Origin of the sequence: Streptomyces sp. G45 (genome assembly GCF_049542095.1) — a bacterium.
Taxonomy (GTDB): domain Bacteria; phylum Actinomycetota; class Actinomycetes; order Streptomycetales; family Streptomycetaceae; genus Streptomyces.
The window spans coordinates 5,789,054-5,813,123 of record NZ_JBMUZU010000001.1 but is presented as its reverse complement, the minus strand read 5'-3'; the positions used below and the strand labels follow the sequence as shown (position 1 = coordinate 5,813,123).

At 74.7% G+C, this 24,070-nt stretch carries 11 protein-coding genes and 2 pseudogenes; all 13 read right to left on the bottom strand.

Features of this window, described 5'->3' with window-relative positions; all coding sequences use genetic code 11:
• Positions 1 to 176 precede the first annotated feature (176 nt).
• The 13 genes and pseudogenes from ACOBQU_RS24490 to ACOBQU_RS24430 all read right to left on the bottom strand — a co-directional run bounded on the left by ACOBQU_RS24490 (position 177) and on the right by ACOBQU_RS24430 (position 24,012).
• Positions 177 to 1,106 carry a TauD/TfdA family dioxygenase gene (locus ACOBQU_RS24490; protein WP_423629552.1) on the bottom strand — a complete coding sequence of 310 codons (930 nt, stop codon included), beginning with the start codon at positions 1,104 to 1,106 and terminating at the stop codon, positions 177 to 179.
• Positions 1,099 to 2,445 (bottom strand): cytochrome P450, encoded by a 1,347-nt coding sequence (locus ACOBQU_RS24485; RefSeq protein WP_423629550.1) that lies wholly within the window; start codon positions 2,443 to 2,445, stop codon positions 1,099 to 1,101. Before ACOBQU_RS24485 ends, ACOBQU_RS24490 begins: the two co-directional genes overlap by 8 nt.
• A 91-nt stretch (positions 2,446 to 2,536) precedes the next feature.
• The gene (locus ACOBQU_RS24480; RefSeq protein ID WP_423629548.1) at positions 2,537 to 3,421 is read right to left on the bottom strand and encodes an ABC transporter permease; all 885 of its coding nucleotides are present in this window, start codon (positions 3,419 to 3,421) and stop codon (positions 2,537 to 2,539) included.
• Positions 3,418 to 15,093 (bottom strand): amino acid adenylation domain-containing protein, encoded by an 11,676-nt coding sequence (locus ACOBQU_RS24475; RefSeq protein ID WP_423629546.1) that lies wholly within the window; start codon positions 15,091 to 15,093, stop codon positions 3,418 to 3,420. Before ACOBQU_RS24475 ends, ACOBQU_RS24480 begins: the two co-directional genes overlap by 4 nt.
• Before the next feature lie 38 nt (positions 15,094 to 15,131).
• Positions 15,132 to 15,809, bottom strand: coding sequence for a 2-hydroxychromene-2-carboxylate isomerase (locus ACOBQU_RS24470; protein ID WP_423629544.1), 678 nt, complete (start codon positions 15,807 to 15,809; stop codon positions 15,132 to 15,134).
• Positions 15,810 to 15,869: 60 nt separating this feature from the next.
• Positions 15,870 to 16,616, bottom strand: a complete 747-nt coding sequence (fabG, locus tag ACOBQU_RS24465) for a 3-oxoacyl-[acyl-carrier-protein] reductase (protein ID WP_423629542.1) — start codon at positions 16,614 to 16,616, stop codon at positions 15,870 to 15,872.
• Positions 16,617 to 16,751: 135 nt separating this feature from the next.
• On the bottom strand, positions 16,752 to 17,837 hold the full coding sequence (locus ACOBQU_RS24460) for a beta-ketoacyl synthase N-terminal-like domain-containing protein (protein ID WP_423634688.1): 1,086 nt from the start codon (positions 17,835 to 17,837) through the stop codon (positions 16,752 to 16,754).
• The gene (locus tag ACOBQU_RS24455) at positions 17,837 to 19,072 is read right to left on the bottom strand and encodes a beta-ketoacyl-[acyl-carrier-protein] synthase family protein (RefSeq protein WP_423629540.1); all 1,236 of its coding nucleotides are present in this window, start codon (positions 19,070 to 19,072) and stop codon (positions 17,837 to 17,839) included. Before ACOBQU_RS24455 ends, ACOBQU_RS24460 begins: the two co-directional genes overlap by 1 nt.
• 67 nt (positions 19,073 to 19,139) lie before the next feature.
• Positions 19,140 to 19,388 (bottom strand): annotated as a pseudogene (locus ACOBQU_RS24450) (acyl carrier protein); the annotation flags it as partial.
• A 169-nt stretch (positions 19,389 to 19,557) separates the two neighbouring features.
• The gene (locus ACOBQU_RS24445) at positions 19,558 to 20,367 is read right to left on the bottom strand and encodes a LysR substrate-binding domain-containing protein (protein ID WP_423634686.1); all 810 of its coding nucleotides are present in this window, start codon (positions 20,365 to 20,367) and stop codon (positions 19,558 to 19,560) included.
• A pseudogene (locus tag ACOBQU_RS24440) lies at positions 20,368 to 20,469 on the bottom strand (helix-turn-helix domain-containing protein); the annotation flags it as partial.
• A gap of 256 nt (positions 20,470 to 20,725) precedes the next feature.
• Entirely contained in the window at positions 20,726 to 21,523 is a 798-nt protein-coding gene (locus ACOBQU_RS24435) for an AfsR/SARP family transcriptional regulator (RefSeq protein ID WP_423629538.1), read from the bottom strand.
• A 185-nt stretch (positions 21,524 to 21,708) separates the two neighbouring features.
• Positions 21,709 to 24,012 carry an MMPL family transporter gene (locus ACOBQU_RS24430; protein ID WP_423629536.1) on the bottom strand — a complete coding sequence of 768 codons (2,304 nt, stop codon included), beginning with the start codon at positions 24,010 to 24,012 and terminating at the stop codon, positions 21,709 to 21,711.
• Positions 24,013 to 24,070 lie beyond the last annotated feature (58 nt).

Sequence of the window (24,070 nt, the reverse complement as noted above, 5' to 3'; positions counted from 1 at the left end):
CGAAACCATGGGCTGCTGCCCCTGGCACCCCGCCCTATTGCCGCTTCGCGGCTCGTCCTCAAACGCCGGACGGGCTTGATCTGTCGCGCTGCGCGCTCGTCCTCAAACGCCGGACGGGCTGAGATCGCTGCGGGGGCTCGCTCGGCCTCGCACGCCGGACCGGCTCTGAAGTCCCCCTACGTCATGGAGACGACCACCTTGCGGGTGCCCGTGAAGGACTGGCGGCCGTGCAGGACCGACATGTTGTCGACGATCATGATGTCGCCCTCCTGCCAGGGTTCCGCGTGCTGGTGGGCGCGGTGGGCGGCGCGGACCTCGGCCAGGTCGGCGTCGGAGAGGGGTTCGCCGTCGGCGTACGTCACCCAGTGCGGCAGTTCGTCGACGCTGTCGACGAGGGAGAGCAGGGTCTCGCCCTCCTCGTCGGGCAGGTTGGACGGGTGCCACTGGTCGGCCTGGTTGAACCAGGTTTCGCGGCCGGTGCGCGGGTTCGTGCGCAGGCCCGGCCGGTGCTGGCGGACCCGCAGGCCGCCGTCGGGCGTCCACGCGTACTCCGCGCCGGAGTCCGCGAGGAACTTCTCCACGACCTCCGCGTCGTCGGTTTCGAAGGTGTCCTGCCAGGACTTGCCGAGTCCGGCGCCGCCGTGCAGGTGCTGGTGGTAGACGACGCCGCGGGCGAAGCGGGCCCGGACCTCGGGTGACAGCGCGCCGAGCAGGGCCTCGCCGTCGCAGACGGGCGTGGCGCCGCCGGTGTCGGGGGCGTCGAGGCAGCAGAAGTAGAGGCGGGTGGGCCACCGCTGGGCGTACGACATCTCGTTGTGCAGGGAGATGTCGTACCGCGCCGGGTACTCGGTGGAGGTGAAGACGCCGTCAAAGACCGTGGCGCGCGGGGTGTTGCCGCCGCGGTAGCTTCCGATGAGCGTCTCGCCGAAGCGGGTGACCGCGGTGTGGAAGGCGGCGGGGTCCGCGATGCCGAGGCCGCGTACGAGGACCGCACCGTGCTCGTCGATGAGCTGGTCGGCGCGGGCGCGCACCGCGTCGAAGGGCGCGCCGTCGGTGTGCAGGACGGCGAGGGTGGTGCCGCCGGTGGTTCGGCGTTCGTCACGCATGTCGGGGTGCCTCCTCGGGGGCCGCCTCAGCCGTGAGGGCGACGGGCAGCCCGCTGTAGCCGTTGACGAAATTGGAGTAGAGCCGCTGCGCGGGGCCGCGCAGCTCGACGGTGGCGACCAGGTCGCGCAGCGCCTCGACCATCGCGCCGACGTGGACGCGGCCGAGGAACGCGCCGAGGCAGAAGTGCGGGCCGTGCCCGAACACGACGTGCTTGTTGGGGCTGCGGCCCACGTCGAAGGCGTACGGGTCGGGGAAGACGGATTCGTCGAAGTTGGCGGAGCTGTTCCACAGCGTGACGACGTCGCCCGCCTTGATGGTGCGCCCGCGCAGCTCCACGTCGGTCAGGGCGCGGCGCCCGAAGTGCATGGCGGGCGTGGTCCAGCGCAGGATCTCCTCGGTGACGGTGTCCACGCCCGCCTCGCCCGCCTTCAGGCGCCGCCACTGCTCGGGGTGTTCGGCGAGCGCGATGAGGCCGCCGACCAGGGACATGCGGGTGGACTCGTCGCCGCCGAGGATGAGGCTGTAGCAGTTGAGGACGATCTCGTCCTCGGTGAGCGGCCTGCCGTCGACGGTGGCCGTCGCGAGGACGCTGATGACGTCGTCGCCGGGGTCCTTCCGCCGCTGGGCGGCGAGCCCGCCGAGGTAGAGCAGGATCTCGTTGCGGGCCATGAGGGAGTCCAGTTCGCTGTCCTCGCTGGCGTGGCGGGACAGGGTCTGGGTGTTCCACGCGACGAGTCGGGGGCGGTCGGCCTCGGGGATCGCCATGAGGTCGCCCATGGTGTGGATCGGTACGTGGTCGGCGACGTCGGCGGCGAAGTCGATCTCCCCCGGATTCCCTGACGTCCCCGAGCGGAGTGCCTGGGTGATGAGGTCGCGGGTGTGGCGGTGCACTCCGTCCACGACGGGTTGGAGGACGCGCGGCGCGAACGACTTCAGCATCAGGTTGCGGATCGCCCGGTGGCGCGGCCCGTCGGTGACGGCCAGCATCTTGCCCGCGGCGGAGTCGCCGCCTTGGAGGAGGGTGGCGAGGACGTTGCCCTTCTCCGACGTGAACCGCTTGTTGTCGCGGTAGACGGCGACGGCGTCCTCGTACCGCGAGACCACCCAGAAGCCGGGCGCGCGGTCGGTGGGCGGGTGCCAGTGGACGGGGCTGTGCTCGCGGAAGGCGCGCCACAGGGCGTGGGTGTCCACGTCGTGGAAGGTGCGGGGGTCGGTGAGGTCGACGGCGTGCGGGTCGATCGGCGCCGCCGGGGCCTCGGTGGGCAGCGGGGCTTCGGTGGGCAGTGGGGCTTCGGTGGGCGGCGGGGCTTCGGTGGTCAGCAAGGCTTCGGTGGTCATGAGGTGACGTCCTTTCAGGAGACCGGACAAGTGGCCTGGTCAGGTGGCCCGGACAAGCGGCCCGGTCAGGTGGCCCGGTCAGGTGGCCCGGTCAGGAGCCCGCCGTGCGGAAGCGGCGCAGGCTCACCGCGGTGCAGGTCGTGAGCAGCACGCCCAGGGTCACGCCGACCACGGCCAGGGGGTGCTGCCCGGGGAAGCCGCCGCCGGTGGTGTCCGGGTTGCCCCACAGGTCGCGGCAGGCGGCGATGACGGCGCTGACGGGGTTCCACTCGGCGATGGGGCGCACGGCGCCGGGCATGGACTCGGGGGCGAGGAACGCGCTGGACAGGAACGGCAGCACGACGACGATGAACGGCGCGACCACGCTGATGGTCTCCACGCTGCGCAGCGTCATCGCGAGCAGCACCCCGAGCCACAGCATCGCGTACAGGAACAGCGCGAGCAGCCCGAACCCGGCGAGCGTGGACAGCACCCCCGTGTGCGAGCGCCAGCCGAGCGCGAGACCGGCGCCCGCGGTGACCGCGAGCGCGGCCAGGCCGAGGAGCAGGTCCGCGACGGTGTACCCGAAGGGCACCGCGGACCGGCTGATCGGCAGCGAGCGGAACCGGTCGACGAGCCCGCCCTGGAGGTCCATGGCGATGGACACGGCGGTCGGCCCGACACAGGCCAGGCCGACCTGCACCGCGCCGCCCGCGAACACATACTCGGTGTACGGGCCGCCCGCGGGCAGCGTGATGGCGTCGCGGAAGAGGAACCCGAGCAGGACGAGGGAGACCAGCGGGTTCAGGACGACGCCGATGGCCCGGCCGGGCGCCCGCCGCAGCCGCCTCAGGCGGCGCCCGGCGACGGCCAGGACCTCGGTGAGGACGGTGCGGACGGTGCCGCCCGGGTCGGCGGGGGCGCTGTCGCCGGGGGCGCGCCCGGGTCCGCCTGGGCCGGTCGCGCGGCGGTCCGTCGCGGGGTACGTCGCGGTCATGACGCGCCACGCCCGTCCTGCCCGGGTCGCGGACCCGCCGGAACGGGACGGCGACCGTCCTGCCCGGGGCGCCGCGCGCCCTGCTCAAGGCGCCGCGCGCCCCGCTCAAGGCGCTCCCCGTGCCAGCGCTCCAGCTCCGCCGCCACCACCGGCCCGATCTCCGCCAGCGGCCCGGGGTCCAGCATGTCGTCGTGGGCGCACTCAATCCGGTGGACGAGGACCTCGCCCGCGCAGTACGGCTCCCACAGCCGCTCCTTGTCGCGCACGTCGCCCCACGGCGAGTGCTCGGCGAGGAAGAGCCGCATCCGGCCGTCGAAGGCGCCGGGCGTGTAGGCGGGGATGATCTCCTGGTGGCGGGCCATGAGCCGCAGCATGCGGCCCATGCGGTCCTCGCCGAGCTGGGCGAGGGGGTTGCCGTCGCGGCGCAGCGCGCCGATGACGTCGTCGGGCGTCAGGTCCCGGTCGCCGAACTCCGCGCGGTGGTGCCCGATGCCCTCCAGGAACCAGGCGAGCATCTGCTGCTCGCCGCCGCGCGTGTCGGCGACGCCGGTGCGCGGGTAGGCGTCGAGGTTGGCGAGCAGCCCCACCTCGTCGCCCGCGGCGCGCAGTTGGGCCGCGATCTCGTAGGCGATGAGCCCACCGAACGACCAGCCGAACAGGTGGTACGGGCCGTGGGGCCTGACGTCCTTGATGAGCCGGACGTAGGCGGCGCCCAGGTCCTCGATGCTCGTGGGCGGTTCGGCGCCCGCGACGACCGCGGGGGCCTGGATGCCGTACACGGGGTGCGCCTCGTCGACGTACGGCAGGAGGGGCAGGTACGACAGGGCGAGGCCGACGCCGCTGTGCAGGCAGAACACGGGCGGGCGGGAGCCGGTGGGGCGCAGCGCGAGGACGGTGGCGAAGGGGTCGGCGTCGGCGTCCGCGCGGTGCACCTCGGCGAGGGCGTCGGCGACGGCGCGGGTGCTGCCGCGCGGGGCGGGCGCCGCGGCCGACGCCGCCACCGCGACCGGCGCGGGTTCCGGTGCGGGTTCCGGCGCGAGCGTCGCCGCGAGGGCCCGTACCGTCTGGTGGGCGAACACGTCCGCGATGCCGATGCCGAGCCCCGCCTTGCGGGCCTGGCTGACCAGGCGCAGGGACTTCATGCTGTCCATGCCGCCGGGGACTTCGAAGAAGTTGTCGTCGGCGGCGAAGCCGTCCGTGCCGAGCAGTCCGGCGACGATGCCGCACAGCGTCTCCTCGGCGGGGCTGAGCGCGGCGGGTGCGGGGACGGCGTCCGCGCTCGGCTCCGGAAGCGGCGCGTCCGCACCCCCGAGCGCCCCCTCCGCACCCCGCGACACCCCATCGGCGCGCCGCGACACCCCATCGGCACTCCGGGGCACCCCATCGGCCCCCAGCGGCACCCCCTCGACGCCCCGCAGCCCCCCGTCCGCGTCCCGCCTGACCCGCACCCCCGTGCGGTACATCCGCGTCCCGGCGGGCCCGTACGGGTCGGCCACGAACCGCTCCGCGCTCGCGCCAGGCCGTCCGGCGTACCCGCGGGCGACGGGCGCCCCGGCGACGTACAACTCGCCTGCCACGCCCGGTGGTACGGGGTGCAGCCACGGGTCGAGGACATAGGTCCGGGCATTGACGGCGGTGGCGTCGGGCGTGTAGGCGTCCGGCGGCAGGAACGCCCCGGTGGTGGCGCCGGAGGCGAGGGCCGCGGCGGTGGCGTTGACGGCGGTGGCGTGCGGGACGACGACGGCGCCGGGTCGGCCCGCCGCGTCGTCGGCGCGGACCAGGTACGCGGCGTGCGCGGGCCGCAGCGGGGCGGTCCGGTCGGCGTCGGTGACCGGGTCCGCCGGGTGCGCGGCCACGTCGGGCGCGTCCCACACGACGGTGTCGACGCCGGTGGTGCGCAGCCGGTTGGCGAGGCCCGCCGTGGTCAGGACGCACAGCGGGCGCACCGCGGCGAACAGGGCCTTCACACGGGCCGTGGGCTCGTCGGCGGCCACGGGCAGGCAGGCCGCGCCGGACTTCAGGACGGCGAGGGCGGCGGTCGCGCGGTCGGCGGGCCGGGGCACGGCCAGGGCGACCACGCGCTCGGGGCCCGCGCCCGCGGCGATCAGGCGGCGCGCCAGCCGGTTCGCGCGGGGCTCGTCCGCGGGGGCCGTGGCCTGGAACAGCTCTGGCAGGGTCGCCGCGGGCAGCTCGCGCGCGGTGCCGTCCCCGGCGGCCAGCGCCCGGGCGCGGTCCTCCTCGTCGAGCAGCCTGAGCCCGCTGAGCCGCACGTCGGGGTCGGCGGCGACGGCGCGCAGGATCTGCCGGTACTGGTCGGCCATCCGCTCGACGGTGGACCGCTCGTACAGGTCGGTGCTGAAGGTGAGCAGGCCGCGCAGCCCGTCGTGGCCGGGCCAGGCGACGACTTCGAGGAGCAGGTCGAGCTTGGCGTGGGCGGAGCCGACGTACTCGGGCCGCACGGTCAGGCCCGGCAGGTCCATCGTGGTGACGCCCTCGGTGCGGACGCCGAGGCCGATCTGGAACAGCGGGTTGCGGCTGAGCGAGCGGGCCGGTTTGAGGGCGTCGACGACCTGGTCGAAGGCCACGTCCTGGTGGGCGTAGGCGGCCAGGTCGGTCTCGCGCAGGCGGTCGAGGAGTTCGCCGAAGGTGGGGTCGCCGCTGGTGTCGCCGCGCAGTACCAGGGAGTTGATGAACATGCCGACGACGTCGTTGAGGGCTTCGTCGGCGCGGCCCGCGACGGAGACGCCGAGCGGGATGTCGGTGCCCGCGCCGAGCCGGGTGAGCAGCGCCGACAGGGCGGCCTGGTGGACGACGAAGTCCGTGGTGCCGGTGGTGCGGGCGAGCTGGGCGAGGCGCTCGGCGAGGTCGGGTTCGATGTCGAAGAGCACCACGTCGCCGTGGGAGGCGCTGGCCTCGGGGCGGGGGTGGTCGGTGGGCAGGTCGAGTTCGTCGGGCAGGCCCGCGAGCGCGTCGTGCCAGTAGGCGAGCTGCCGTCCGGCGAGGCTGGTCTCGTCGTCCTCGGCGCCCAGCAGGTCGCGCTGCCAGGCGGCGTAGTCGGCGTAGGAGACGGGCAGCGGCGCCCACGCGGGGGCGCGTCCGGCGGTGCGGGCGCGGTAGGCGGTGGCCAGGTCGTGCTGGAGGGGGTCCATCGACCAGCCGTCGAACACGATGTGGTGCAGGACCAGCAGCAGCACGCACTCGTCGGCGGCCACGGGGAACAGCCGGGCCCGCCAGGGCAGTTCGTTGGTGAGGTCGAAGCCCTTGTCGCCCTCGGCGGCGAGCGCGGCGGCCAGGTCCCGGCCGTCGGTGGTCACCGTCCTGAGCTTCGGCCCGCCCGACGCGGCGTCCAGGAGGCGGGGCGCGGGCGCCCCGTCGGCCTCCGGGATGAGGGTGCGCAGCACCTCGTGGCGGTCGGCGACGTCGGTGAGGGCGGCCTGGAGGGCGGCGGTGTCGAGCCGCCCGGTCAGACGGAAGGCGAGGAGCGTGTTGTACGAGCCGTCGTCGGGCCCTTGGCGGCGGTTGAGGAACCACTGCCGCCGCTGGCTGAACGACAGGGTGCGCTCGCTGCCCTCGGGCGCCGGGGTGAGCGGCGGCCTGGCTTGCGCGGCGGCCTCCACGTGCCCGGCGAGGGCGGCGACGGTGCGCGCGTCGAACAGGGCGCGGATGGGCAGCTCCACGCCGAGCGCGGTGCGGGCCCTGCTGATGAGGCGGGTGGCGAGCAGCGAGTGGCCGCCGATCTCGAAGAAGTCGTCGTCGACGGTGACGTGCGCGACGCCGAGGACGTCGGCGAACAGGCCGCACAGGATGCCTTCGGTGAGGGTGCGCGGGGCCCGGCCGCGGGCCGCCGCGCCCAGGTCCGGGTCGGGCAGCGCGGCCCGGTCCAGCTTGCCCTGCGCGGTGAGCGGCAGGGCGTCGAGGGCGACGACGGCGCTGGGCACCAGGGTGGCGGGCAGCACCTCGGCGAGCCGGTCGCGCAGCGCGGCGACGCTCACTTGGGCACCGGCGCTGATTCCGGCACCGGCGCCCGCTTCCGCACCGGCGCCCGCTCCGGCACCGGCGCCCGCGAGGACCACGTACGACACCAGCCTGCGCTCCCCCGCCTCGTCCTGCCGCACGACGGTCACGGCCTGCGCGACGCCGTCCTGGGCGAGCAGCGCGGAGGAGATCTCGCCCAGCTCGACGCGGATGCCGCGCAGCTGGACCTGGTCGTCGACGCGGTCCAGGTAGTCGAGTTCGCCGTTCGGCAGCCAGCGCACCAGGTCGCCGGTGCGGTACATCCGCTCCCCCGCCGGGCCGTAGGGGTCGGCGACGAAGCGCTCGGCGGTCAGGCCGGGCCGGGCGAGGTAGCCGCGGGCGAGGCCCCCGCCGACGTACAGCTCGCCGGGGACGCCGGGCGGGGTGGGCCGCAGGTCGCGGTCGAGGACGTACACGCGGTGGGCGTGGGTGGGGCGGCCGATGGGCGGGCGGCCGGACGGGGTGAGCGGGCCGCTGACGGTGCAGCCGACGACGGCCTCGGTCGGCCCGTACCCGTTGAACATCCTCACCGACCCGGCCCACCGCTCGACGACCTCGGCGGGCACGGCCTCCCCGGTGCCGACCAGGCGCAGGTCGGCGGGGAGGGCGGCGCCCTCGGGCAGCGCGCCGAGGACGACGGGCGGCAGCGCGACCAGGTTGATCCGCTCCCGGTTGATCAGGTCGACCAGCGGCCAGCCCGGCGCGCGGCACTCCTCGTCGGCGATGACGAGGGTGCCGCCGGGCAGCAGCGCCAGCATGATCCCGAAGACCGACGCGTCGAAGCTGAACGACGCGAACTGCAACACCCTGGTGTCGGCGTCGAGTTCGAACCGGTCGGTGAGGCTGTCGACCATCGCGAGCAGCCCCTCGTGCGCCACCACGACGCCCTTGGGGCGGCCGGTGGAACCGGAGGTGTAGATGACGTACGCCGGGTGCTGGGGCCGCAGCGGGGCGTGGCGGTCGGCGTCGGTGAGGGCGCCGTCGGGCAGCGCGGCCAGGCGCGCGCCGGTCGCGGGGTCGTCCAGGCGCAGCAGGGGCGTGGCGCCGAGGTCCGGCAGGCCCGCGGGGCGGTCGGCGGTCGCGGTGTCGGTGACGAACACCGCGGGCCGGGCGTCCTCGACCATGTACGCGACCCGGTCGCGCGGATAGTCGGCGTCGACGGGCAGATAGGCCGCCCCGGCCTTGACGGCGGCGAGCGCGGCGACGATGAGGTCCGGGGTGCGCGGCAGCATCACGGCGACGGCCCGCTCGGGTCCCGCGCCGCGCTCGACGAGCAGGCGCGCCAACCGGTTGGCGCGGGCGTCGAGTTCGGCGTACGACAGCCGCTCGTCGCCGAGGGCGACGGCCGTCTTGGCGGGGGTCTCGGCGGCCCGCGCCTGGAAGACGTCGCCGGTGCGGGCCACGCGCGCGGGCCGGGTGCCGTGGCGGCCGGACCAGTCGCCGAGGACCTGGCGCAGCTCGTCGTCGCCGAGCGCGTCGAGGCGGCCGAGGCTGGTTCCGGGGGCGGCGGCGAGCTGTTCGAGGACGCGGGTGAAGCGGCGTACGAACACGGCGACCTCGTCGGCGTCGAAGAGGTCGGGCCGGTACTGGGCTTCGAGGCGCAGCCGGTGGTCTTGGGGGCCCTGGGGGCCGCCCGCGGGGAACACGCCGAGCGCCAGCGGGTACTCGGCGACGACGCGGGCCGTCCAGGCGCGGGTGCTGAGGCCGGGCAGGTGGTCGCCGAGCCGGTCGAGCGCGCCGGACGGGTAGTTGTGGAAGCTGACGACGGTGTCGAACAGCTCCCCGACGCCCGCGCCCTGCTGGACCTCGGCGAGGCCCAGGTGGTGGTGCGGCTCCAGGGCGAGTTGGCGGTCCTGGAGGTCGGTGAGCATCGCCTCGAACGGCACCGACGGGTCGAGGGTGACGCGCACCGGCAGCGTGTGCATGAACGCGCCGACGATCCGCTCCACGTCCGGCAGGTCCCCGGGCCGCCCGGAGGCGACCGCGCCGAACGTGACGTCGCGGCGGCCGGTGAGGCGGCCGAGGGCGACGGCCCAGCAGCCCTGCATCACGGTGTTCAGGGTCAGTCCGCGCTCGTGCGCCCAGGCGGCGACGGCGGCGGTCAGGTCCTCGGGCAGGTCGGCGGTGAGGGTGCGCGGCAGCACGGACACGCGGGGCCGGTCGGCGGGGCCGAGCCGGGTGGGCTCGTCGAGGCCCGCCAGCTCCTTCTGCCAGGCCTCGCGGGCGGCGTCCCGGTCCTGGGCCGCGGCCCACGCCAGATAGGCCTGGACGGGGGCGGGGTCGGGCAGGGCGGAGGCGTCGGCGCCGTTGGCCCACAGGGTGACCAGTTCGCTGGCGAGGACGGCGGACAGGGACCAGCCGTCGACGAGCAGGTGGTGGGTGGTCCACACGATCCGGTGCCGGTCGGGGGCCGTGCGGTAGACGGTGAAGCGGGTCAGGGGGCCCTGGGTGACGTCGAAGCGGCGCAGCCACTCCTCGTCGGTGCGGCGGGCCAGCTCGGCGTCGGCGCCTTCGGCGCCTTCGGCCGCGACGTGCGTGAGGTCCACCTCGCTCCACGGCAGGGCGACGGCGCCGGGGATCACCTGCACGGGGTCGCCCGCGTCGCGCTCGCGGAAGCAGGCGCGCAGCGCCGGGTGGCGGTCGACGAGGGCCGTGGCGGCGGCCTGGAGCGCGGCCGGGTCCAGGGGTCCGTCCACGTCGAGGATCACCTGGAGGGTGTAGGCGTCCATGCCGTGCCGGTCGAACTCGGCCTGGAACAGCAGGCCCCGCTGGAGCGGCGACAGGGGCAGGACGTCGTCCAGCCGGTCGAACTCGGCCTCGTACGCCTCGATCTCGCGCTGGCCGACGGTGACGAGGGGGAACTCCGAGGGGGTGCGGCCTCCGGCGCCGGGCCGTTCGGCGTGGCCGGTGAGGGCGGTGAGCGCGCGGAACCAGGTGTCGGCGAGGTCCCGCACGTCGTCCTCGGCGAGGAGTTCACCGGCCCACGTCCAGGCGGCGACCAGGACGGGGCCCTCGGGGCGGTCCTCGGTGACGGCGACCAGTTCCAGGGCGTGCCGCAGCGGGGTGGCGGGGGCGGCGGCCAGGCCGAGGGTGCCCGCCTCCATGGCCCAGTCGGCGCCGTCGCGGGTGCCGTCGACGGCGAACCGGCCCAGGTAGTTGAAGCCGACGCGGGGCAGCGGGCGGCGGGCGAGTACGGCGGCGGTCTGCGGGTTGAGATGGCGCAGCAGGCCGTGCCCGATGCCGTGGTCCGGCAGCGCGCGCAGGGTCTCCTTGACCCGCTTGAGGGCGTCGGCGCAGGCGGCGCCGCCGTCCCACACCTCGGTCCAGTCGACGTCGCCGATGTCCAGGGCGACGGGGAAGACGCTGGTGAACCAGCCGACGGTACGTGACGGATCGAGTCCCTCCGTCACGAGTTCCCGCCCATGTCCTTCCAGTTCGACGACCGCGCGCGTGGCGCCGCCGCCGTGCCGCCGGTCGCGGTCGGCGAGGGTCAGCGCGAGCCCGGTGAGCAGCGCCTCGTTGACCTCGGTGCCGAAGGCGGCGGGCAGCTTCGTGAGCAGCGCCCGGGTGCGGTCGGCGGGCAGTTCGACGCGGAGGGTGCGGGCGGTGGCGTGGGTGTCGCGGGCCGGGTCGACGGGGCGGCTCCCCAGGGCCGCGGCGTCCTGGCCGCCCGCCGACTGGGCTTGCCACAGGGGCAGTTCGGCGACGCGCCGCGCGGAGCGGGCCTCTTCGGCCAGGGCCTGGGCCCAGCGGCGGTACGAGGTGGGGACGGCGTCCAGGTGCGGGGTGCCGCCCGCCGCTAGGGCCTCGTACGCGGCGCGCAGGTCGGGCAGCAGGACGCGCCAGGACACACCGTCGACGGCGAGGTGGTGGACGACGAGCAGCAGCCGCGCGGAGTCCTTCGACAGGACGGCCTGGACGTTGAGGCCGTCCTCGGGCCGCAGCCGGGCCCGGGCCGCCGCGACCAGCGCGTCGGACGAGCCCTGACCGGCCGCCTCGCTCAGGACGTCGGCCGCCGACACCGCCCCCGGGGGCAGCGTCTCCAGCGACCACAGCCCGGCGACCGGCGCGGCGAGCCGCAGCCGCAGCGCGTCGTGCCGGTCGAGGACCGCCTGGACGGCCCGCTCAAGCAGGGCGGTGTCCACGTCGGCGGGCACGGCGACCGTCACGTACTGGGCGAACTCCCGGGTGGCGTCCGGCAGATGGGACACCTCCTCGCGGAGCTGGTCGGCGATCGGGGTGAGGGCGACCTCGCCGACACCGTCCTCTGAAACGGCCGACACGGCGGGCGCGGCCCCGGTGCGGCGGGCGACGGCGGCGAGCGCGGCGGGGGTGCGGTGGGTGAAGACGTCGCGGGCGGTGAGGGCGAGCCCGGCGGCGCGGGCCCGGCCGACGACCTGGATGGAGCTGATGCTGTCGCCGCCGAGCGTGAAGAAGTTGTCGTCGGCGCCGACCTCGGGCAGCCCGAGCACCTCGGCGAAGACCGCGCGCAGCGCCGCCTCCTCCGCGCTGTGCCCGGCGGGGCCCCGCGGGTCCGTGCGCGCCTCCCATTCCGGTTCGGGCAGCACCTTGCGATCCACCTTTCCGTGGGCGGTCAGCGGGAGTCGGTCGAGGGTGAGGAGGACCGTGGGGACGAGGGCGGCGGGCAGCGCCGCCGTCAGGCGCGCGCGCAGCGCGGCCACGTCCAGGCCGCCGTCCGGCGCGGCGGGGTCGGGCACCAGGTAGCCCACGAGCCGCCGCTGGCCCGTCGGGTCGGTGACCGCGGCGGCCACCGCGTCCGCGACGCCCGCCTGGGCGCGCAGCGCCGCCTCGACCTCGCCCAGCTCGACGCGCTGGCCGCGGATCTTCACCTGGTGGTCGCGGCGGCCGACGAACGCCAGCTGCCCGTCGGGGCGCAGCACCACCTGGTCGCCGGTGCGGTACATGCGGGAGCCGTCGCCCGCGAACGGGTCGGGCACGAACGTGGTGCCGGTGCGGGCGGGGTCGCCCAGGTAGCCGCGGCCCACGCCCCACCCGGCGATGTACAGCTCCCCGGGCAGGCCGCGCGGCACCGGCCGCAGGTCGTCGCCGAGGACGTACAGGAGGGTGTTGCGCAGCGGGCGGCCGATGGCCACCACGGGGTCGTCGAGGTCGGCGGCCGAGCGGACGTAGGCGTGCGTGACGTCGTCGGAGCACTCGGTGGGCCCGTACAGGTTGGCCAGCGGCACGTGCGGGTGGCGGGCGAACCAGCGGGCGCACAGGTCGGCGGGGAGCGCCTCCCCGTTGGAGATCATCCAGCGCAGGGCGGGCAGCGCGGGGGCGCCGCCCGCCGCGTCCCACAGGTCGAGGGCGGCGCGCAGCAGGGACGGCACGACCTCGATGACGGTGAGCCGCTCCTCGCCGACGACGCGGAACAACGCGTCCGGGTCGGCGAGGTCGAGCCGGTCCACGGCCCGGGTCCGGCCGCCGACGAGCAGCGCCGTCAGGGTCTGCCAGACGGTCACGTCGAAGGTGACGGGCGCGTTGTGGACGAGGGTGTCCGCGCTGGTCAGGCCGAACTCCTCGACCTTGGCGAGCAGATGGTTGACCATGCCGCCGCGCTGCACCATGGCGCCCTTGGGCCGCCCGGTGGAGCCGGAGGTGTAGATGACGTACGCGAGGTCGAGGGGCCCGCCGAGCACGGGGGCGAGGGCGCCGGGGGCGTCCTGGGTGCCGTCGAGGACGTGCACGGGGGGCAGCGGCAGCGCCCCGAAGGGGCGCGGGGAACTGCGCGACCAGCCACGACGAACCCGCGGACGGACAGCGTCCCCCGGGTCCTCCAGGCCCTCCGGCGCGGCGCGCAGGGCGGCGACGGCGCGCTCCGCCAGCTCGCGGTTGCGGCCGTCCGTGAGGACGGCACCCGCGCCGCTGTCGCGCAGCAGGGAGGCGAGGCGGGGCAGCGGGGCGCCCGGGTCGAGCGGCAGGAAGGCGCGTCCGGCGCCCAGCGCGGCGAGTTCGGCAGTGACGAAGTCCCGGCCGGGCTCGGCGAGGACCGCCACCGGGCCCCGGCCGCCCGCGAGGCGCCGGGAGGCGGCGCTGGCGCGGCCCACGAGCGCCGCGTAGTCGAGGTCGCCGCCGTCGTCGGTGACGGCCACGGCTTGCGGGGTGCGCGCGGCCTGCGCGCGGACGCGTTCCACGACGCCCAGGTACGGGGTGGGGCGGGCCGGTCCGGTCAGGTCGGCGGCGTCCTCACCGGGCTCGGCGAGGCCGAGGGCGGTGACCCGGTCGTCGGGCGCGGCGGTCAGGAAGGCGTCGAGGAAGGCGAGGAAGCGGTCGAGGTGCTGGCGGAGTTCGGCCGCCGTGTAGCGGGCCTCGTTGCCGCTGAGGTCGATGCCGACGCCCGCGTCGCCCTGGTCGGCGACGGTGAACTCCAGGTCGTCGACGAGGCCGGGCGCCGGGGTGTGGACGGTCGCGGCGACGGGTCCGATGCCGAGGTCGGCCAGGGACGGCAGGACGTTGACGTACGGCCCGAAGGGGCGGCGGTCGTCGCTGGTCAGGCCCATGGCGCGGCGGATGCGGCTGGTGCGGTGCCGCTGGTGCCTCAGGCCCTGGGACAGCGCCTGGTAGGCGTCGGCGAGCAGGTCGGCGCGGGTGGTGTCCTCGCGTACGGCGAGCCGCAGCGGCAGGCAGTTGACGACGACGCCGGGGATGTTCTGCGTGCGGGCGCCCGCGCGGGCGGTGACCGGCAGGGACAGCAGCACGTCGGGGGTGCGGGCCATCCGGCCGGTGTAGGCGCCGACGGCGGCGACCAGCGCGGTCTGCCAGGTGACGCGGGCCTCCCAGGCCACGGCCCGCAGGCGCTCGGCGACCGGCTCGGCCAGCACGGCCGTCTCGCGCCGGAAGGTCTGCGCGGGCGCCGCGTCGCGGGCGGCGAGGGTCAGCGGCGGGGGCGCGTCGGCGGTCTGCCGCTCCCAGTAGGCGCGGTCGCGGGCGGCGCGCGGCGAGCGGGCGTACGCGTCCTCGGCGGCGACCAGTTCGCGCAGCGGCGGGAAGGCCCCGTCGTCCAGGGAGGTACCGGCGAGCAGCGCCTCGTAGATCGCGGACAGCCGCCGCCACAGCAGGATGACGCTGTAGCCGTCGGTGACGAGGTGGTGGCTGACGAGGCTGAAGTGGGCCCGCTCGGCGCCGAGGACGTACAGGCCCATACGGAACAGCGGCACCTCCGGCGCGGCGGCGACGGTGAACGCGGTGCGCAGGTCGGCGTCGATGGCGGCGCGGGCGGCGGCGGCCGGGTCGGGGGCGGCGGAGACGTCGGTGACGGTCAGCGGCAGGGCGCCGAGGGGCTCGACGGACTGCCGGGGCGCCCCGTCGGGCCCGGCCTCGGTGAAGCGGGTGCGCAGGCACTCGGCCTCCGTGACGAGCCGCTCCAGGGCCGTGCGGAACAGGTCGTGGTCCAGGGGGCCGCGCAGGTCCCAGTAGGCGGCGGTGTTGTACGTCGCGCCGCCGCCGGAGAGCTGCTCGTCGAACCAGATGTCCCGCTGGCCCGCGGTGAGCGGAAGGCCGTCCGCCGGGTCCGCGGATTCCCCGGGGCCCGTCGGGTCCGCGCGGCCCGCCGGGTCCGTCAGGTGCGCGCGGTCCGTCGGGTCCGTCGGGTCCGTCAGGCCCGCGCGGTCCGTCGGGTCCGTCGGTGTGTCGGTCATGGCAATCCCCTAGCGAAGGTCACTGATGTCGCGGGCTCTCACGGGCTCGATCGTCGGGAAGCCGCGCTGACAGCGGGCTGATGCGGGTCTGACGGCTGCCCGCGCGCCGCGGCGGGTGCGCGGGCGGGCCCGGCGGCCGGGGCGCGGGCGGGCGCTGGGTCCGGGGCGCGGGCGGGCGCCGGGGCCGGGACGCGGGCGGCGAAGGCGTCCACCCGGTCGAGGCCGAAGCAGCGGGTGGTGCCGTGCGCGAAGAAGGGCACGCCGAACACCCCGTCGGCCAGGGCGTCGAGGAGCCCGCCGATGGCACGGGCGCGCAGCCGCGGCAGGTCGCTGGCCCGGCCCAGGAGCCCGGCGGGCAGGCCGAGTCCGCGGCCGATGGCCTCCACGGTGGCCCGGTCGCACAGGTCCCTGCCGGTCAGGAAGCGGGCGCGGAACGCGGCGTCGAGGAAGTCCCGGCCGCGGCCGTGCTCGGCGGCGGCCAGGTGCGCCAGGTGCGGCACCTCCCACACGCGGTCGTCGTCGCGGGCGGGGCCCGGCGGCAGGTGCCCGCCGCGCTCGGCGACGAGCCGGGCGGTGAGCGGGTCGGGGTCGAAGAACGGCACCCACTCCATGCGCTCGGCGAGCGCGCGGTGCCGGATGGACAGCTCCTGGTGGGCGAGCCAGGAGTACGGGCTGCGGAAGGAGAAGTAGCAGCGGGGTGTGGTGCGTGCGCTCATGACCGGCTCCCGGTTCACACGGCTCGGGCGGCACAGACGACTCAGGCGGCTCGGGCGGTGTCAGACGACGAGGCCGCCGTCCACGCCGAAGACCTGGCCGGTGATGTACGAGGCGCGGTCGGAGGCGAGGAAGGACACGAGGTCGGCGACCTCCTGGGGGCGGCCGAAGCGGCCGAGCGGGACGCGCTCGGTCATCGTGCGCACGTGGTCGTCGGAGAGCCCGGCGAGCATGTCGGTGACGATGAAGCCGGGCGCGACCGCGTTGGCGCGGATGCCGTAGCGGCCTGACTCCTTGGCGAGGGCCTTGGTGAAGCCGATGATCCCGGCCTTGGTCGCCGAGTAGTTGGTCTGGGTGGCGTTGCCGTACACCCCGGCGACGGACGACAGCGTGACCACCGAACCGGCGCGGCGCTTCATCATGGCGAACACGGCGGCCTTGCACAGGTGGTAGGTGCCGTCGAGGTTGACCCGGACGACGTCGTGCCACTGCTCGGGCGCCATCATCACGAGGGGGTTGTCGCGGACGATCCCGGCGCACGACACGACGGTGTGCAGCGGGCCGAGTTCCCGCTCGGTGCCGCGCACGAAGTCCCGTACGGCGTCGTGGTCGGCGACGTCGGCGCGCGCGGTGTGGACGCGCGCCCCGGCGGCGGTGGCCTCCTCGACGACGGCGTCGGCGGCCTGCTTGTTGGACTGGTAGCAGAAGGCGACGTCGTACCCGTCCTGGGCGAGCCGGAGCACGACGTGGCGTCCGATGCCCCGCGAGCCCCCGGTCACGAGGGCCACGCGTCGTTCGGTGGCGGACATGCTGCATCTCCTTCGCGGGTGCGGGGGGGTGCGGATGTAGGTACGGGGGGGGTGGCGGGCCGCGGCGTGAAGGGGAGAACGCCGCGGCCCGGCACCCGGAGGGGTGGCTCCGCGGGTGCTGCGGGCTGCTGGCGCTCAGGCGCCGCCGAGCAGGGCGCAGCCCACCGTGCCGTCCCGTTCGACGCCGGTGACCAGGGCGGTCTCGCCGGGGGCGAGGCCGCCGGGGCCCGCGGCGGCGAGCACGGCGGCGGTCTGGAGGGCCGTGGCGGCGGCGGAGGCGTCGCCGATGAGGGCGCTCAGGCGCAGCCACTCGGGCTGTGCGGTGCCGAGCGCGTCGCCGATGCCGAACCGCTCCTGCTCGGCGAGCGCCCCGCCGGTGCCGAGCGGCGCCACGATCCGTACGGAACCCGCGTCGGCCCCGGCGGACTTGAGGGCGTCCTGGACGCAGTCGGCGAGGGCCTGCCGGGCGTCGCCGGGGGCGTGGAAGGCGCGGAAGCGGGTGGCGTGGACGCGGGCGAGCGGCGCGCGCCCGGGGGCGCGCGCCGCGTCCTCGGTCTCCAGGAGGAACACGGCGCCGCCCTCGCCGAGCGGCTGCTTCCGCTCGGCGGCGCTCCGTCCCTGCCACTCCAGCCAGGCGCGCTGCGTGGAGTACTCCTCGGCGGCGCCGCACAGCACGCGGGCGCAGTGCCCGCCCCGGTACAGGCGCAGCGCGTACGACAGGGCGAGCAGCCCGGTCAGCGCGCCGCCCGCGACGGTGGTGTTGGGGCCCTTGATGCCGTGGCGGATGGCGCTCTGGCCGGTGGCGCGGTTCATGACGGTGCCGGGGAAGCGGGCCGCGTCGACGTGGTAGGGGCGCTCGCCGGTGAGCGAGTCGCGGGTGAAGTCCATGATGCTCTGGACGCTGCCGGAGCCGGTGCCGAGGACCAGGCCGATGTCGCCGGGCCGTTCGGTGAGCGCGGCGCCGCACGCGGCGATGAGGCGGCCCACGGCGGTGACGGCGATGGCCGTCTCCCGGTCCATGGTGCGGGTGCCCTTCTTGCCGACGTACGCGGCGGCGCTGAAGTCCGGTATGAGGGCGCCGCGTTCGTACGGGCCGGGGTGCGCCGCCGGGTCGAGGGCGGTGACGGCGGTGCGGCCCGAGGTGACGCCGGTGTGGAAGGGCTCGCGGCCGACGCCGTAGGGGCTGACCGCCGACCAGGCGGTGAGGGTGAGCGGGGACATCACGCGGCCTCCTGGTAGCGGCCGAGGATCAGCACGGCGTTGTTGCCCGCGAACGCGAGCGCGTTGTTCTGCACGACGTTCAGGTCGGCGGCCCTGGCCTCGTTGGGCACGCAGTCCAGGCCGCACTCGGGGTCGGTGGTGCCGTGGTTGATGGTGGGCGGGATGAAGCCCTCGGTGAGGGCGAGGGCGCAGGCGGCGGAGGCGAGCGCGCTGGCCGCGCCCATGGAGTGGCCGATCATCGACTTGACGGACACGGTGGGCGGCGGGGTGGCGAAGACCTGCCGGATGGCGCCGGTCTCGGTGACGTCGTTGGCGCGGGTGCCGGTGCCGTGCGCGGAGATGAAGTCGATGTCCTCGGGTTTCACTCCGGCGTTGCGGTGGGCGACCTCCATGCAGCGGGCCAGGGAGTCCCGGTCGGGGGCGACGGGGTGGTGGGCGTCGCAGTTGAGGCCGTAGCCGAGGACCTCGGCGTAGACGCGGGCGCCGCGGGCGCGGGCGGACTCCAGGCTCTCCATGAGCAGGATGCCCGCGCCCTCTCCGGTGAGGATGCCCTTGCGGTCCTGGTCGAAGGGCTGGCACACCTCGGGGGCGACGGTGCCGAGCCGGTAGAAGCCGACGAAGTTCTTGCGGCACACGGCGTCGGCGCCGCCGCACAGGGCGATGTCGACGTCGCCGTCGCGCAGCGCGTCGAAGGCGTTGCCGATGGCGTAGTTCCCGGCCGCGCAGGCGGTGGGGATGGTGAGCGCCTCGACGTCGACGAGGCCCAGCTCGCGGACGATGCCGGTGGACAGGCGCCCGGCGCCCGAGCGGCGCGCCACCACCGGGTCCATGTGCTCGGGGCCCTCGGTGAGCTGGGTCTCGGTGAGCGTGTCGAGGTCGCGGGTCTCGGCGTCGGTGGTGCCTACGGAGACCAGCGCCCGGCGCGCGCGGAGTCCGGCGCGGGTCAGGCCCGCGTCGGCGACGGCCATGCCCGCGGCGGCGACCGCGAACTGGGTGGCCCGGCCGAGCCCTTCGGGGTCGACGTGGCGGATCCACCGCCGGGGCTCGAAGTCGGCGACCTCGCAGCCGTTGGCGTGGGCGAATCCGGTGGTGTCGAAGCCGGTGATCGGCTTGACGCCGCTGCGCCCGGCGCGCAGCCCGGCGAGGAAGTCCGGGACGCCGAGCCCGATGCTGCTGACCGTGCCGAGGCCGGTGATCACCACCCGGCGCGGCCGCTGCTCCTTGTCGTGCACCATGCCCCCTCCAGTGGTCGGTGCCGGGTGGCGAGTCGGCGGCGGGGGCCGTGTCGGCGCGGCCCGCGAGCGACTCGGACACGACGGCGACGATGCCGTCGAGGTTGACCATGCGGGGCAGGTCGGCCTGGTCGATGTCGGTGTGGAAGGCCCGCTCCAGCTGCGACAGGATCTCGATGGCGGCCATCGAGTCCGCGTCGTGCTCCTCCTTGAAGAGGCTGGTGTCGGTGAGTTCGTCCGGCTCGATCTCCAGGATGTCGCAGACGATCTCCTTGACCCGGGCGCGGTCCACGGCGGCGAGTTCGTTGGCTGTAGTCATGCGCCGATGCTCGCCAAGGGCCGCTGACAGGTGGCTGATGCGGAGCTGACCGGCCGCCGGTGGCCCGTACGCAGCGGGAAGCCCCCGGGCCGGGCGGCCTGGGGGCTGTGGTGGAGCGGGTGCGGGCGGTGCGGTCAGGACGACGACACCGTGGGCGGGCTGAAACCGTTCAGCTCCAGGAAGTCCCGGGGGTGTTCGACGATCCAGTGCCAGTATCCGGGCACCGTGCGGGCGTACTCCCCGTAGTACTGCCGCACCGTGTCGACGAGCTTGCGCAGCGTCTCGCGGGGCACCGCGCCGCTGCGCCACACCAGCAGCATCTCGACCCGCTCGGCGCCGGGCAGCGGCACGAGCCGCACGTCGGGGGTGGCGCCGGTGGGGGTGTCAGGGCGGCGACGCCGAGGTCCCGCACCCAGTTCATGGCCTCGCGGTGGCCGTCGACGCGGTGCAGGATCTCCAGGTCGGGGTGGTCGAAGGCGGCGAACAGCTGCCGTTCGATGGCGTGGAACCAGTGGTCCTGCGAGTAGCGCACCCAGCCGAGCCGCGCCAGGTCGGTGGCCTCCAGGCTGTGCCGCCCGGCCAGCGGGTGCTGCAACGGCAGCGCGAGCCACACCGGTTCGCGCACGATGAGCATCTTGCCGAGGGCGGGCTCGGGGCCCTCGGCGGCTTCGGCGACGGTGATGCTCGGCACGAGGGCGGCGGTGAGCGTGCCGTTCTGGACGCCCTCGACGGCCGTGGCCGGATCCATGGTGATGGTCTGCAACTCGACGGCGGGCAGCGCCGACTGCAGGGCTCCGCGCAGGGTGGGCGGGGTCCACTCCATGTTTCCGAAGCGCAAAGGGCCGGAGGTCGGCGCGGCCGCGGCCGCCATCACCTCGTCGGCGCGCTTGACCAGGTCGGCCAGCATGGGGATCAGCCGTTCCCCCAGTGCGGTGCGGGTGACTCCGGCACGGGAGCGGACGAACAGATCGCCGCCCACGGCTCTTTCGATCCTGCGTAACTGTGCGGTGAGGCTGGGCTGCGGCAGATTGAGCTCGCTCGCTCCCTTGGAAATGCTTCCGGCCGCGTCGATCGTGGCCACTATCCGCGCGTGGCGCAGTTCTATGTCCAAGTCCCCGTAACCCCCCTGAAGGCAAATCCCCCGATACGCCTCACGGAAGTTGTTGAAGTTGTCATAGACGCGCACGTGAACTGAACTGCCGCATGCGAGACGCCAGAGAACCCTAACGAGAACAGGGTCTCTCTGTCCACAGGTGAGGACAGCAACAGGCGTACGGTGAACGGTGGTTCACCTCAATCCCGTCATGTCCGCAGGATTCGTAGGGGAGGGTGTTTTCTCAGGATGTCGGCGCGAGCTGCGCCAGGGCCTGGCGGGGCTCCCCCAGTTCCGCGTCCTGCTGGAGGATGGCCTGGTAGACGCGGTGCAGGGCGCGCCCGGGCTCCAGGCCGAGGTCGCTGGCGAGGCGCCTGCGGGCGCCGTGGAAGACCTCAAGGGCCTCGGCCTGCCGCCCGTCACGGTAGAGGGCCAGCATCAGCAGTTCGCTGAGCCGCTCCCGCTCGGCGTGTTCGGTGGCGAGCTGGCGCAGTTCGGTCACCGAGACGCGGTGCGCCTCGACGGCGAGCTTGGCGGCCGTCAGGTCCTCGTACGCGGTGATCCTCCGCTCTTCGAGCTGGGCCGCGCTGATGCGGCAGCGCAGGCCCTCGCAGGCGTCGAGCAGGGCGGGTCCGCGCCACAGGGCGAGGGCCTGCTCCAGGCGGTCGATGGCGGCGGCCGGGTCGCGGTGGACCAGGTCGGCGCCCGCGTCGGCGAGCTTCAGGAAGCGGTGGGCGTCGACGGTCTCCGGCGGCACGTCCAGGAGATAGCCGCTGCCGACCGTGCGAATGAGGTCGCCGCCCCGGATTCCCGTAATGGATTCCAGGTATTTGCGCAGGCGGCCGACATTCGCGTGCAGCGCGTTCCGCGCGTTCGCCATCCGGCGCTCGCCCCAGAGTTCGTCCACGAGCTGGTCCGAGGAAATCGGCTCGCGCGGAGTGAGGGCGAGGACGGTGAGGACGGAACTCACACGCTTGGACGCCATCGCGTACTGCTTGTTCTCGTGCGTCAGGAAAACAGAGCCAAGGATTTGAATCTCCATGGTGCCAGACCCCCGTCATCGTGGTCGCTGGTGACTTCATGGTGCCCCGGCGACGCACACCCCGGGAAATACCATCCGACGGGCGGCGGGGGCCGGAGGTGGTATGGCCGCCCCTGTCACATCCGCGGCGGCCGCGCCCGTCGGGGTACGGCCGCCGCGGGTGTCGCCGCAGCTCGCGGACGTGCTCAGGGGGTGCGCACGGCCTCGACGGGGACCTTGGGCCGGGGGGCGGGGTGCGGGGCGGCGGGCCCGGGGGCGGCGGCGCGGCCCCCCTCGGTGCGGCTTCCCTCGGCGCGGCGCAGCTTCTTCGAAGGCCACCAACTGGCCCTGCCGAGCAGCACCATCGCCGACGGCAGAATGAGAATCCGTATGACGAACGCGTCGAGCAGCACGGCGACGGCGAGACTGAAGCCGATCTGCTTCATCTCCGCGAGATGCAGGAAGACGAACGTGGAGAACACCGTCACCATGACGACGGCCGCGCTGGTGACGACCTTCGCGGACTTGGCGAGCCCGTCCATCACGGCGTCGCGCGTGGACATACCGGCGAGGACCGCCTCCCGGATCCGGCTGACGACGAAGACCTGATAGTCCATCGAGAGCCCGAAGAGGATCACGAACAGGAACAGCGGCACGCGCGAGCCGATCTCACTGGTGGCACTGGACTCGAAGCCGAAGAGGGTGGAGGCCAGGCCCCACTGGAAGAACACGGTGAGGACGCCGAACGCGGCGGCCACGGACAGCAGGTTGAGCAGCACCCCGAGGAGTCCGAGGACCACGGACCCGAAGACGAGGACGGTCATCACGAACGTCACGAGCAGCAGCACTCCGAGGATCAGCGGCATCTTCGCGTTCTGGTTGTCCAGGTAGTCGCGGTCGACGGCGATGGGCCCGTCGACGCCGTACTCGGCGCCCTTGACGGTGCCCACGGTGGCGGGCAGGTAGTCCTCGCGCAGGTGGTCGAGGGAGCGCTGGGCCTGCGGGGAGCCGAGCTTGAACGGCACGCGCAGGGTGAGCAGGCTGGTGGTGCCGTCGGCGGAGGTGCGCAGCTCCCGCGGGGTCTTGGCGAAGGCGGGGTCGGCCTGGGCGCGGGCGCGCAGCTTCGTCAGCGCGTCGGCGACCTCGCGCTTCTGGTCGGCGGCGGCGCGGACGACGACCCAGTGCTCGGCGCGCAGGTGCGGGAAGGCGTCGTTGAGGCGGTCGTAGGCGCGCATCTCGGGGATCTGGCGCGAGTGGGTGTCCTTGTTCAGGACGCGCAGCTCCATGCCGAGGGTGGGGGCGGCGAGGCCGAGCATGGCGAGGACGGACAGCACGAGCGTGGCCACGGGGCGCTTCCGCGCGGGCTTCAGCAGGGCGGACCAGACGCGGCCGTTGCGCTCGGGGGTGCGGCGGCGCTTGACGGGCCTGCCGCGCTCCCTGGCGCGCCGCTCCCCGCGGTCCATGCGGCGGCCGATCTTCACCAGGAGGGCGGGCAGCACCGTGAGGGAGCTGACCATGGCGACGAGGACGACGACGATGGTGCCGGTGGCGAGCGTGGAGAAGATGGTGTCGTTGGCGAGGAACAGCGTGGCCGTGGAGACGATCACGGCGAGCGCGGAGACGACGACCGCGCGCCCCGAGGTGGCGGCGGCGATGCCGACCAGCGCCTCCGGAGAGAGGCGGCCGTCCGCCAGCTCCCGCTCCTCTCGTTCGCGCTTGAGGTAGAAGAGGGTGTAGTCGACGCCGACGGCCATGCCGATCAGCAGGATCATGTTCATCCCGAGGCCGGAGTCCGGCACGGCGTGCGAGACCACCATGGACAGGCCGATCGCGCCCGCGATGGAGGTGAGCGCGAGCAGCAGCGGCACGCTGATCATGATGAGGGAGCCGAAGACGACGAGCAGCGTCACCAGCGTCACGGGGAACGTGATCAGCTCGGACTTGCTGAGGTCTTTCCCCCGCTGCTTCTCCAGGCCGTACGTCACCGACGCGTCACCGATCTGCTCGACGACCAGGCCGGGGTGGGCCTTCTGGACGCGGGCGGTCTCGTCGAGCAGCGGCTCCACATAGTCCTTGGCCTCGCGCTTGGTGCCCTTCAGGGTCACCTCCACGCGCATCATCCTGCCGTTGTCGGCCGTCACCGGGTCGCGTACGCCGATGACTTCGGGCAGCCGCTTCATGCGGGCGGTGACGTCCCGGGCGGCGGCTTCGGCGGAGCGGGTGTCCAGGCGGCCGGACTCGGTGTGGATCATCACGTGCTCGGTGGGCCGGTCCTGGACGTCGGCGCGCATCGCGATCGCCTCGGCGCGGCCGGACTCGCCCACCTGGAAGTCCCCGTCCCCGGCGCGCTGGTTGCCGAGGGCGATACCGACGGCCAGGCACAGGGCGACGAACACGAACCACCCGGCGATCGCCCGGCCCGGGTGTAAGGCGCTCCAGTGGGCCACCTTCAGGACGGTTGGCTGCTTCTTCACGACCCGGCTCCTCACTGCGGTCTCGGCGCGTCCCATCGGCGGTCTTCCGTGCGCCGCTGTCGTCGGCACACCCCTGCCTTCAGCACCGAATTTC

Bases quoted from the DNA above. Each gene is read 5' to 3' on its own strand.
- ACOBQU_RS24490 (WP_423629552.1), bottom strand. From the start codon at position 1,106: ATGCGTGACGAACGCCGAACCACCGGCGGCACCACCCTCGCCGTCCTG.
- ACOBQU_RS24485 (WP_423629550.1), bottom strand. From the start codon at position 2,445: ATGACCACCGAAGCCTTGCTGACCACCGAAGCCCCGCCGCCCACCGAA.
- ACOBQU_RS24480 (WP_423629548.1), bottom strand. From the start codon at position 3,421: ATGACCGCGACGTACCCCGCGACGGACCGCCGCGCGACCGGCCCAGGC.
- ACOBQU_RS24475 (WP_423629546.1), bottom strand. From the start codon at position 15,093: ATGACCGACACACCGACGGACCCGACGGACCGCGCGGGCCTGACGGAC.
- ACOBQU_RS24470 (WP_423629544.1), bottom strand. From the start codon at position 15,809: ATGAGCGCACGCACCACACCCCGCTGCTACTTCTCCTTCCGCAGCCCG.
- fabG (WP_423629542.1), bottom strand. From the start codon at position 16,616: ATGTCCGCCACCGAACGACGCGTGGCCCTCGTGACCGGGGGCTCGCGG.
- ACOBQU_RS24460 (WP_423634688.1), bottom strand. From the start codon at position 17,837: ATGTCCCCGCTCACCCTCACCGCCTGGTCGGCGGTCAGCCCCTACGGC.
- ACOBQU_RS24455 (WP_423629540.1), bottom strand. From the start codon at position 19,072: ATGGTGCACGACAAGGAGCAGCGGCCGCGCCGGGTGGTGATCACCGGC.
- ACOBQU_RS24435 (WP_423629538.1), bottom strand. From the start codon at position 21,523: ATGGAGATTCAAATCCTTGGCTCTGTTTTCCTGACGCACGAGAACAAG.
- ACOBQU_RS24430 (WP_423629536.1), bottom strand. From the start codon at position 24,012: ATGGGACGCGCCGAGACCGCAGTGAGGAGCCGGGTCGTGAAGAAGCAG.